Source organism: Motilibacter deserti (assembly GCF_011250635.1).
GTDB lineage: Bacteria > Actinomycetota > Actinomycetes > Motilibacterales > Motilibacteraceae > Motilibacter_A > Motilibacter_A deserti.
Genome location: NZ_JAANNP010000008.1, coordinates 18,610 through 29,529, shown reverse-complemented (window position 1 = coordinate 29,529; position 10,920 = coordinate 18,610). Strand labels below are relative to the sequence as shown.

The window sequence follows — 10,920 nt, the reverse complement described above, 5'->3', positions numbered from 1 at the left end:
CCAGCCACACGCGCTACCCCGCAGCCTCGCCCAGCCACACGGGCCCCGCAGGCTCGCCCAGCCGCGGCCGCTACCCCTCCGGGTCGGCCGACCCACAGGCCCGCTGCACGGGGGCATGCCCGAGCCCGAGCACGACGTCCAGCCCGAGCAGATCGACGAGCCCGTGCAGCGCGGTACCCGGCGCCTCAAGCAGCAGCCGTCCGCCGCAGCGCCGTGCGAGCAGGACGAGGGCGGCCAACTCCCCCACCGTCCGCACGTCGACTGGAGCCGCCGGATCGACCGCCAGCACGACGTCGCGGCCGGCGGTGAGGGCAGCCCTCGCGTCCACGACCGCCCTGCCGTCGTCGTCCACACCGAGGCGGACGCTGACGGCTCCCGCCCACGGGTCCGACTGCACACCCAGGGAGACGTCCGCGGAGCCGCTCGCTCATCGGCAGCGACGCGTGCACTCCGGATCGGCGTGTTCGAGGGCCTCGTCCGGGCACTCGACGCCAGACCAGCGGCGCGCCACTGGCGCTCACTGATGAGGCGCGCAGTCGGCGGCACGAGACCACGGCATGGCGCACCTGCAACATCCACGCGGCGACCCAGCTTCGGGACGTACGAGCGCGCGGCAGCCACGCCAGTCGTGCGACGCGCATCCGAAGCCGCAGCAGCACGCGCCGGCGGTCCAGGCGTCGACGTGAACAGTTGCTCGATCCAGCCACGCCTCACGGCGGGTCCGGGTCGAGTCTCTCCGGCGGGATCACGTACTGGCGGCCGAGCGGTGACGTCCAGGTGGTGGAGCCGTCCGGCGCCCGCGAGGACTGCCACCCGCCGTGGGTCTTGGCGTTGTGCCAGCGTCGCCGGAGCGGCTGCAGGTTGGCCCGGGTGGTGTTGCTGCCGTCGAACGGGACGACGTGGTCGAGGTCGGCCAGGCGAGCCGGATAGCCGCTGCCGGGACCGCGGCACGTCCGGTCGCGAGCGGCGATGAACGCCGCGAGCCGAGCGCCGGGCCGGTACGTCTCGGACCCGATGTCGAGCAGCTCTCCCGTCCGTGGCTCGACGAGCCAACGCCGCCACGCGCCGTCCGCCGCGAGCTCACGCGCCATCTCGGCCGGGATCGGGCCGTGGCCGTCCAGCTCGCCCGGGCTGTCGCTCAGCCCGAGCAGCGTCTCCGCAGACACCGTCACCCGGACCGCCGCGGCGGGTGTCGCCGCTCGCGGCAGACCGGCGAGCACCCCGGGGTCGGCGAGGACCGCGGCGCACAGCGCGACGAGCCCGTCCACGCGGCGGGCAGAGATCGGGACGGGCTCACCGGTCTCCTTGTCGGTCGCCGGCATGGCCGCCGCGACCGCGTCCAGCGCAGCCCAGATCGTGGCCACGCCCGCGGCGTTCGTACGCACGGCGAGGGCCGCCATCCCGTCGGGCTCGGCGTGGTGGTCGATCCCCCGGTCGGCCCGCGCCCGCTCGTGCCGCTCCGCAGCGGAGGCGGAGTCGACCGCGAGCACCGCGCGCCGCAACGCCCGTCGTGTCTGCGCGACGGTCTGCTCGGCTGCACGCGGCAGCACGCGCTGCTGCACGGCGAGCGCGGCGTCGTCGTCGAGCGGGGCGCAGGCCTCGACAACGGCGCTGGCCTGTCGCGGCTCGATCCGCCCGGCCTCCAGCTCGTCGAGCGTCGGCGCACACCGGCCCGTCAGCTCAGTCGCCTGCTTCAAGCGTGTCGCGACGGTGGGCAGCGACCACCGGAGGGCCGACCCGATCTCGGCCTCCGCGGCCTGCTCCCCCGACCAGTGCTCGGCGGCCGCACTATGGGGCTCGGGGGCCTGCTCGACCGCGATGGCCGCGCCCGCCGCCGCCAGGGCTCGCGCCTGTTGCGCGGTCAGCCACGCGGCGACGCGCTCCCACGACCGGACCACCTCGAGCCGGTCGTCCGCCGACAGCGCCAGCCCCTGGAGCTGGCAGAGGTGGGCGATGAGCTCGCAGCCTGGCGCCAGCTTCGTCAGCACGGCGGCCACCGACAGCGGCTCCTCCGACAGCGGCTCCTCCGACAGCGGCTCCTCTGACAGCGGCTCCTCTGACTGGACGTTCTCCGCGTCGAGAGTGGCTTCCAGCGCCGTGAGCGCTTCGCGCCGCGCTCGGGCGGCGAGATCGCTGCCGAGCTGCGCGTCCGAGGCCCCGGCCCCTATGAACCCGGTCAACCCGAGCTCAGCGGCGCTGGGCTCGTTGCCGGCGAGCTCGTTGCCGGCGAACTCGTCGCCCTCGAGCTCCTTGTGCTCGAGCTCGTCGCTCCCAGCCTCCTTGCCCTCGAGCCCCTCGCCGGCAAGCTCCTCGCCGGGAAGCTCAGCAGGGGCGGGGTCGGTCCCGGGTTCGCTCAACGTCATGAGCTGGGTCTCGATCATCTGTGCCACCCCACGCTCCGCCGGGGAGAGCGCCAGGGCAAGGCGCGCGACCACGGCCGCGTCGAACGCACCGGCTGAAGGCGCGCTCGGGCGGTGCGTGTGCCCGCCGCTCAGCTCGACTACGAGACCGACTCGCGAGGCGCGCACGAACGTCGAAGGCCGGCGGCCGTCGCCCGTCTCGGAGGTCATGCCCGCAAGCTAGCGGCCACCACTGACAGAGCTCCGCCGCCGAACGTCGCCCTGCTCGGCACTACCGGGACCACCGACAGCCCCCTCGCCCAGCCCCCTCGCCCAGCCCCTTGCCGCGGACGGGTGACGCCCCTACGCCACGCGCGCCACCACTGACCGACACCGCTGCCACCGACCGGTCACCCTCCTCCGACACACCCGCGCTGACCGGATCGGCGTTCGCCGCTTCGCTCTCAGCCAAACCGAGTTGCGAGCCGCGGATTCGCGGACGTACCGTTTTCGTACACGGGAAGGGAGGTGGTCCGAAGCTTTGGATAGTTCTAGGACTCGTGAGGTGGCTGCCAGCTAGCCACGACTCCCGGGCGCCCGGCCTAGTGGCCGGCTACACCCAGGCAGTCACCGGGGCCCGCGGGCGCCGGGGAAACAGTCCCCCCGGCACATGGTCGTGAATCGACCGCCCGCGGGCTCTTCCATGCCCGTCCACGACTGGTCCGCGACGGCCCTGTGCTCGCCTCCAGGTGATCCACGATGACCCGCGCCACCACGATCGACACTTCACGCCGCCGCGAGAGCCAGTCAGGTGCCGCACCAGCCGGGCCGCCGCCACGCGATCGACCGCACTCGCCCCAGGCGCAGCCGCGCCCCACAGGACATCCCCGCGGAAGCGACGCCCACCGCGAACAGCAAGGGGCGGGAAGGCCGCGGCCTCCCCGCCCCGCTGTGCAGGTCAAGGACGCCGTACCGGGTGACGCCTCTCGGCGAGTGGCCGCTCGTAGCGGCTGGAGATGAGGCCCGGGGTCATGATCCGGTACGGCGCCGGGCCGGACGTCCCGCCCGCGAAGGCGTCGCGCCCGTCCCACCTAGAGCATCGCCCATGGCCGGGAAGACCTGAGCGATCGGGTACCCCGAGCCACCACCGGCACGGGCGACGGCCCGCTCAGAACCACGTTGCCGGAAGCCCGCTCGCCTCACGGCGCGAGCCGCTCCACGACCCACTCCGCGCCCTCGAGCCGGTAGCGCAGCCGGTCGTGCATCCGGCTTGGCCGGCCCTGCCAGAACTCGACCGTCTCGGGCACCACCCGGTAGCCGCCCCAGTGGTCCGGCACCGGCACCGGCGTGCCCTCCGGCCACCGCTCGGCCAGCGCCGCGTACTCGGCCTCCAGCGCCTCCCGGGACGCCACCACGGAGGACTGCGCGCTCGCCCAGGCGCCGAGCCGCGAGCCGTGCGGCCGCGTGGCGAAGTACGCCGCCACCTCCTCGCGCCCGACCAGCTCGACGGGCCCGGCCACCACGACCTGCCGCTCGAGCGCGACCCAGGGGAAGAGGAGCGCGGCCCGCGGGTTCTGCGCGAGGTCCTGGCCCTTGCGCGAGAGCAGGTTGGTGAAGAACGTGAAGCCCTGCTCGTCGTACGCCTTGAGCAGCACCGTCCGCGCGCTCGGCCGCCCCTCCCCGTCCGCGGTCGCGAGCGTCATCGCGTTGGGCTCGGGCAGCTCGGCCGCGACGGCCTCGGCGAGCCACGCGCCGAACTGGGCGGCGGGGGTCGGGGCCAGGTCGGCGACGTCCAGGGCGGCCCGCTCGTACGACCGGCGCATCGCGCTGGGGTCCGGCGGGCTGGGGTCGGAGGAGCGCGCGCGGGAGAAAGCCACGTGACAACGATCGCATTGCTCGCCCCCGCTTTCGCTTCTCCTTCGCCGTTGTGGAAGATGGGCGGAAGCAACGGGGCTGCCGCGGGACGACCTCCACGCGTGAGCACGTCCGCGCACCGACCAACCGAGGAGCAGCAGGATGTCCGACTTCAAGCCCGGCCTCGAGGGCGTTGTCGCGTTCGAGACCGAGATCGCCGAGCCGGACAAGGAGGGCGGCTCCCTCCGCTACCGGGGCGTCGACATCGAGGACCTCGTCGGCAAGGTGCCGTTCGAGCGGGTCTGGGGGCTGCTCGTCGACGGGGCGTTCGACCCCGGCCTGCCCCGCGCCGAGGAGCTGTCCCTGCCGGTCCGCACGGGTGACGTACGCGTCGACGTGCAGGCTTCGCTGGCGACCCTCGCCGCGCAGTGGGGTCTCAAGCAGCTGCTGGACATCGACGCCGAGCAGGCCCGCGAGGACCTGGCACGCTGTACGGCCGCCGCGCTCGACTTCATCGCCCAGTCCGCCCACGGCGACGCCGCCCCGGTCCCGCAGGCGGAGGTCGAGGCCGAGGAGACGGTCGTCGGCCGCTTCCTCAAGCGCTGGCGCGGCGAGGTCGACCCCCGCCACTGCCGTGCGCTGGACGCCTACTTCGTCTCGGCTGCCGAGCACGGCATGAACGCCTCCACCTTCACCGGCCGGGTCATCGCCTCGACCGGCGCCGACGTGGCCGCGTCGCTGTCCGGAGCCGTCGGCGCCATGTCCGGCCCGCTGCACGGTGGCGCTCCGTCCCGCGTGCTGCACATGGTCGAGGCCGTGGAGCAGAGCGGCGACGCCGTCGGCTACGTCAAGTCGGTCCTGGACAAGGGCGAGCGGCTGATGGGCTTCGGCCACCGCGTCTACCGCGCCGAGGACCCGCGCGCCCGCACCCTGCGCCGCGTCGCGCACGAGGTCGGCGCCCCGCGGGCCGAGGTCGCCGCCGCGCTCGAGACGGCCGCGTTGGAGGAGCTGCACGCCCGCCGCCCCGACCGCGTGCTCGCGACCAACGTCGAGTTCTGGGCCGCGGTCGTCCTCGACTTCGCCGAGGTCCCGCCGCACATGTTCACCTCGATGTTCACCAGCGCCCGCACCGCCGGCTGGTCCGCGCACATCCTCGAGCAGAAGAAGACGGGCCGCCTGGTCCGCCCCTCCGCGCGCTACGTGGGCCCCGGCGCCCGCTCGCCGCAGGAGGTCCCCGGCTGGGACGTCGTCTCGGCCTGACCCACGCCGTGCCCCCCGGACGCGCCACCCTGTCACCGGGTGGCGCGTCCGTGGTGTCTCCGCCGGCGTCGTGGCCTGTTGCGAACGAATCCGCCTGCACGGTCAGGGACCCCACTAAGGTCCTGGCCAAGACGACGCTGATCGGCAGGGGGACCGACCGTGCCCGCGACAACAGCTCCGCATGGCTCCGCGCCTTTTCCGTGGCGCCTCTTCGCCTGGGCCTTCGCTGGGTTGATGCTGGCGCTGAGCGCCTGGACCTACGCCAGCCCCGCGTACTCCTCCCCCGATGAGCCCGCCCATGTCCTCAACGCCGCGGCGGTGGCGCGCGGCCAGGTGTTGACCGAGCAGCAGGAGACGGCGCGGGGCGCGATGTCCGTCGTCGAGGTGCCGTCCGGGCTGGCGACGATCGAGGACTACGGGGTCTGCGAGGCACAGCCCAACTGCGCGCCGGGGGCCTCGCTGACGGGCGAAGGCGGCTCCCGCCGGCTGACCTACGTCGGCCGCTACTTCCCGCCGTATTACGCCGTGCTCGGCCTGCCGTCGTTGGTCGTGCCGACCGATGCCGCGCTCTACACCATGCGGCTGCTGAACGCGGCACTATGTGCGCTGCTACTCGCTCTCGCCTTCGTCCATGCCTCGAGGGTGAGCCGGTGGACGGTCGTGGGCGTCCTGCTCGGGCTGACGCCGACGACACTGTTCACAGCCGCGACAGTCAACCCGAACGGTCTGGAGATCAGCGCTGCCGCGGCTTTCTGGGCCGGCCTCCTCGCGCTCGGCGCTCGAGCTGAGACGCCGACGTGGCTGCTGGTGACCACCGGCGCCGCCGGCGTGACGCTGGCCGTCACGCGATCGCTCGGGCCGCTGTGGCTGGCCCTCATCGCCCTCTTGGTCATCGCCATCCGCCCGCGGCGCTGGCTCGACCTCGCCCGCGACCGACGGGTGCAGGTCACTGCGGCTGTGGTCGCCACGACGGCGGCGGTCGCCTCGCTGTGGGTGCTGCTGGCCGGAAGCCTGCGACTGGTCGGCATCGCGCCGCCCGACACCCCTTTGTCAGTTGTCGTTCGCGGCGTCGTGAAACGGTCAGCGAGCCGACTCGAGCAGCTGGTCGAGGTGCTGGGCTGGCTCGACCTGCACGTGTCTCGACCGCTCACGGCGCTCTGGCTGCTGCTGGTCGCCGCTCTCTGCGTCGCCGCGCTGACGATCCCGCGCCACGCCCGACGGGCGCTCCTGCCGGTCGCGGCGTGCGCGCTCCTCATCGTGATGCTCCCGCTGCTCGAGGTGGCCAGCTACTCGCGCATCGGCCCGTCCTGGCAAGGGCGCTACACACTGCCTATCGCCGTCGGCCTGCCGATCATGGCCGCGACGCTTGCGGGCATGCGCCCCCACCGACTCCGACTGCCCCTCGCCGTGGGCGCGGTCGCGAGCGTCTGCGCTCTCGAGGTCGCCTTCCTCGCACTTTCACTTCGGGATTACACCGGGCTGCGGTCGCCCGGTGTGCCTGTCTGGGAGCCGCCGGTGCCCGCGCCCCTCTTGGTCCTCGTGTGCGCCGTCGGGCTCGCGGCGCTGGCCGCCGCCCTGCTCCGCGAGCTGCGTGCGGGACGCGACCTGGCGGTGGAGGCGCTGCGTCCACGAGCGGACGCCCGCGAGGTCTCCGACGACCCGCGCGAGCCCGCTCCAGCTTGAACGGCGACGCCGCCGGGTGTCCCCGCCACGTTCTCGCCGCCCCGCGCTGCCTCTAGGCTGAGCCCGTGGCAGACGCGACGAGCATCACGATCCCCGACGACCTCAAGCCGGGCGACGGCCGCTTCGGCTGCGGCCCCTCGAAGGTGCGCAAGGAGGCGCTCGACGCCCTCGACGCGACCGGGCGCGCCCTCCTCGGGACCAGCCACCGGCAGAAGCCGGTGAAGGACCTGGTCAAGCGCACGCGCGAGGGCCTGTCCCAGCTGTTCTCGCTGCCCGAGGGCTACGAGGTCGTCCTCGGCAACGGCGGCAGCACCGCGTTCTGGGACATCGCGACGTTCGGGCTCGTCCGGCAGAAGAGCCAGCACCTGTCCTTCGGCGAGTTCTCGTCCAAGTTCGCCGCCAGCACCAAGGGCGCGCCGTTCCTCGACGACCCTACGGTTCTCAAGAGCGAGCCGGGGACCTACCCGCAGCCGCAGGCCGAGGCCGGGGTCGACGCCTACGCGTTCACGCACAACGAAACCTCGACCGGCGTCGCCATGCAGATCGCGCGCGTCGAGGGTGCAGACGAGGGGTCGCTGGTGCTCGTCGACGCGACGAGCGGCGCCGGCGGCCTGCCGGTCGACGTGTCGCAGACCGACGTCTACTACTTCGCGCCGCAGAAGGTCTTCGCCGCCGAGGGCGGGCTCTGGATCGGGCTGTTCTCCCCCGCCGCGCTGGCCCGGGTCGACGAGATCGCCGGCAGCGACCGCTGGATCCCGCCGTTCTTCGACCTGCCGACGGCGATCGACAACTCGCGCAAGGACCAGACCTACAACACCCCCTCGGTGTCGACGCTGTTCCTGCTCGCGGACCAGATCGAGTGGATCAACGGCAACGGTGGCCTGGACTGGGCCGTGGGCCGTACCGCGGACTCCTCGGGCCGGCTCTACTCCTGGGCCGAGAAGACCAGCTACACGAGCCCGTTCGTCGCCGACCCGGCGCAGCGCTCGCAGGTCGTCGGCACGATCGACTTCAGCGACGAGGTGGACGCGGCGGCCGTCGCCAAGACGCTGCGGGCCAACGGCATCGTCGACACCGAGCCCTACCGCAAGCTCGGCCGCAACCAGCTGCGCATCGGCATGTTCCCGGCGGTCGAGCCGGACGACGTGTCCGCACTGACCGCGTGCATCGACCACGTGGTGGAGCGGCTCTAGCCGGCACCCCGGGAGGCGCCGACGCGTCTTCGCCCAGTTCAGATGAAGGGCCCCTTCTCGCAGCGCCGGTCGCGAGGAGGGGCCCTTCGCGCGGTACGCGCGGTGCCCGGCGGCGTGTTCCGGCACGAAGCGCGGGTGGAGCGGCGAGGACGCACCCACGGTGACCACGCGACGCCACGGCGCGCCCGCGTACCGGACAAACGCGTCACTCGTCACGCAAAGCGGCGCAGCGGGGCCGGTCGTTCCCCGTGCAACGGGGTAGATGGGTGCGCGGTGGGCACCCGAGCCCGCCGGCAGAGTCCCTCCAGCCGGAAGAAGGCCGAAGCCATGAAGGCAGTCGTCTACAAGGGTGCGTTCGAGGTCGGCGTCGAGGACGTCCCGGACGCGAAGGTCCAGGAGCCCAACGACGCCGTCATCCGCATCACGACCACCAACATCTGCGGGTCCGACCTGCACATGTACGAAGGCCGCACCAGCGTCGAGGAGGGCAAGGTCCTCGGCCACGAGAACATGGGCATCGTCGAGGAGGTCGGCCCCGGCGTCACGCGCATCAAGGTCGGCGACCGCGTCTCCGTGCCGTTCAACATCGCCTGCGGCACGTGCCGCAACTGCGAGACCGGCTGGTCGTCCTTCTGCCTGCGCACCAACCCGACCGAGGGGATGGACGGCGCGGCCTACGGATACGCCAACATGGGCCCGTACGACGGCGGCCAGGCCGAGTTCCTGCGCGTCCCCTATGCGGACTTCAACCTGCTGAAGCTGCCGGCCGGCACCGAGCACGAGAACGACTTCACGATGCTCTCGGACATCTTCCCGACCGGTTGGCACGGCGTGGAGCTCTCCGGCCAGCAGCCCGGTGACACGGTCGCGGTCTTCGGCGCCGGGCCGGTGGGCCTCATGGCGGCGCACAGCGCGCTCCTGCGCGGCTCGTCGCAGGTCTTCGTCGTCGACAAGGAGGCCGACCGCCTCGCCCTCGCCACGAAGATCGGCGCTACCCCGATCGACCTCGGCCAGGGCGACCCGGTGCAGCAGATCCTCGATGCGACGAACGGGCGCGGCACCGACCGCGGCGTGGAGGCGGTCGGCTACCAGGCCCACGACCCGTCGGGCGAGGAGCACCCCGAGCTCGTGCTCGACAACCTCGTGCAGGTCGTCCGCACGACCGGGGGCATCGGCGTCGTCGGCGTCTACATGCCGCAGGACCCGGGCGCGTCGAGCGACCTGGCCAAGGAGGGCCGGATCCCCTGGCAGTACGGCCAGTTCTTCACCAAGGGCCAGTCGATGGGCACCGGCCAGGCGCCGGTCAAGCGCTACAACCGCCAGCTGCGCGACCTCATCATCGCCGGCCGGGCGACGCCGTCGTTCATCGTGTCGCACGAGCTGACCCTGGACCAGGCGCCGGAGGGCTACTCGCGGTTCGACAAGCGCGAGGACGGCTGGACGAAGGTGCTGCTGCACCCGGGCAAGGCGGCCTGACCGTGCACGGGGTGCAGAAGCTCGACGAGCCGGTGGGCGAGCTGGAGCTCGTCCACTCGTTCGGCGGCCCGATGCCCACCGGCGTCAGCGTCTCGCACAGCGGACGCGTCTTCGTCAACTTCCCGAAGTGGGGCGACGAGGTCCCGGCAACGGTGATCGAGCTACGCGACGGGCAGGAAGTCCCGTTCCCGGATCAACAGTGGAACTCCCCTTCCGGCAACGACGACGCGGGTGCGTTCGTCTCCGTGCAGAGCATCGTGGTCGACCCCGTCGATCGGCTGTGGGTGCTCGACACCGGGAGCCCGATGTTCGAGCCGGTCAGGCCCGGCGGCCCAAAGCTCGTGTGCGTGGACCTCGAGAGCAACACGGTCGCGCAGGTCGTCACGTTCCCGGAGGACGTGGTGCTGGAGACGACGTACCTCAACGACGTCCGCTTCGACCTGCGGCGCGGCGAGGCGGGAGCCGCCTACATCACCGACTCCGCGGACTCGGGGCCGAACGGCATCATCGTCGTCGACCTCGCGTCGGGCCGCTCGTGGCGGAAGCTGCACGAGCACCCGTCGACGAAGGCGGAGCCGCTCGACACGTTCCGCCCGGTGGTGGAGGGCCGCCCGTTCCTCGAGCGTCCCGGTGACGGCAGCACGAAGCCGGTGACGATGGGGGCGGACGGGATCGCGATCTCGGCCGACGGGTCGCGGCTCTACTACTGCCCGCTCGCATCCCGCCGGTGGTACAGCGTCCCGACCGACCTGCTCGTCGACGAGTCCGCGGACGACGCGGACGTCGCCGCCGCGGTCGTCGACGAGGGCGACAAGGGCACCGGCTCCGACGGGCTGGAGACCGACGACCAGGGACGGGTCTACCTCACGGCGTACGAGCACAACGCCGTGCTGCGGCGGCTGCCGGACGGCGCGTTCGAGACCGTCGTGCACGACCCGCGGCTGCTGTGGCCGGACACGATGTCGGTCGCGGCAGACGGGCACCTCTACGTGACGGCGAACCAGCTGCACCGGCAGGAGAAGTACCAGGACGGCCAGGACCTGCGGGAGAAGCCGTACGCGCTCTACCGCACGGCCATCGACGCCGGGCCCGTGCTGCTGCGCTGAGGGCGGCCT

At 72.8% G+C, this 10,920-nt stretch carries 8 protein-coding genes; 5 read left to right on the top strand and 3 right to left on the bottom strand.

Going from position 1 to position 10,920, the window contains the following annotated elements; all coding sequences use genetic code 11:
* Positions 1 to 70: 70 nt before the first annotated feature.
* The 3 genes from G9H71_RS12490 to pdxH all read right to left on the bottom strand — a co-directional run bounded on the left by G9H71_RS12490 (position 71) and on the right by pdxH (position 4,162).
* Positions 71 to 352: a hypothetical protein gene (locus G9H71_RS12490; RefSeq protein WP_166282285.1), complete on the bottom strand. Its 282-nt coding sequence runs from the start codon at positions 350 to 352 to the stop codon at positions 71 to 73.
* Positions 353 to 710: 358 nt separating this feature from the next.
* Positions 711 to 2,570, bottom strand: coding sequence for a DUF222 domain-containing protein (locus G9H71_RS12485; RefSeq protein ID WP_166282283.1), 1,860 nt, complete (start codon positions 2,568 to 2,570; stop codon positions 711 to 713).
* 968 nt (positions 2,571 to 3,538) lie between these two features.
* Positions 3,539 to 4,162: a pyridoxamine 5'-phosphate oxidase gene (gene pdxH / locus G9H71_RS12480; protein ID WP_166282388.1), complete on the bottom strand. Its 624-nt coding sequence runs from the start codon at positions 4,160 to 4,162 to the stop codon at positions 3,539 to 3,541.
* Positions 4,163 to 4,355: 193 nt separating this feature from the next.
* Here pdxH and G9H71_RS12475 point away from each other — a divergent pair, with 193 nt between their 5' ends.
* The 5 genes from G9H71_RS12475 to G9H71_RS12455 all read left to right on the top strand — a co-directional run bounded on the left by G9H71_RS12475 (position 4,356) and on the right by G9H71_RS12455 (position 10,911).
* Positions 4,356 to 5,453, top strand: coding sequence for a citrate synthase 2 (locus G9H71_RS12475; protein WP_166282281.1), 1,098 nt, complete (start codon positions 4,356 to 4,358; stop codon positions 5,451 to 5,453).
* A gap of 234 nt (positions 5,454 to 5,687) precedes the next feature.
* The gene (locus G9H71_RS12470) at positions 5,688 to 7,136 is read left to right on the top strand and encodes a DUF2142 domain-containing protein (protein WP_166282279.1); all 1,449 of its coding nucleotides are present in this window, start codon (positions 5,688 to 5,690) and stop codon (positions 7,134 to 7,136) included.
* A gap of 65 nt (positions 7,137 to 7,201) precedes the next feature.
* Positions 7,202 to 8,329 carry a phosphoserine transaminase gene (serC, locus tag G9H71_RS12465; RefSeq protein ID WP_331272948.1) on the top strand — a complete coding sequence of 376 codons (1,128 nt, stop codon included), beginning with the start codon at positions 7,202 to 7,204 and terminating at the stop codon, positions 8,327 to 8,329.
* 327 nt (positions 8,330 to 8,656) lie between these two features.
* A complete protein-coding gene (locus G9H71_RS12460) occupies positions 8,657 to 9,805 on the top strand; it encodes a glutathione-independent formaldehyde dehydrogenase (protein WP_166282277.1) in 1,149 nt (382 codons plus the stop codon).
* A gap of 2 nt (positions 9,806 to 9,807) precedes the next feature.
* Positions 9,808 to 10,911, top strand: coding sequence for an L-dopachrome tautomerase-related protein (locus G9H71_RS12455; protein ID WP_331272947.1), 1,104 nt, complete (start codon positions 9,808 to 9,810; stop codon positions 10,909 to 10,911).
* The last annotated feature ends 9 nt before the right edge of the window (positions 10,912 to 10,920 follow it).

What these genes read in the sequence shown, in the direction of transcription:
- G9H71_RS12485 (WP_166282283.1), bottom strand. Translation starts at nt 2,570, where the DNA reads ATGACCTCCGAGACGGGCGACGGCCGCCGGCCTTCGACGTTCGTGCGC.
- pdxH (WP_166282388.1), bottom strand. Translation starts at nt 4,162, where the DNA reads ATGCGCCGGTCGTACGAGCGGGCCGCCCTGGACGTCGCCGACCTGGCC.
- G9H71_RS12475 (WP_166282281.1), top strand. Translation starts at nt 4,356, where the DNA reads ATGTCCGACTTCAAGCCCGGCCTCGAGGGCGTTGTCGCGTTCGAGACC.
- G9H71_RS12470 (WP_166282279.1), top strand. Translation starts at nt 5,688, where the DNA reads ATGCTGGCGCTGAGCGCCTGGACCTACGCCAGCCCCGCGTACTCCTCC.
- G9H71_RS12460 (WP_166282277.1), top strand. Translation starts at nt 8,657, where the DNA reads ATGAAGGCAGTCGTCTACAAGGGTGCGTTCGAGGTCGGCGTCGAGGAC.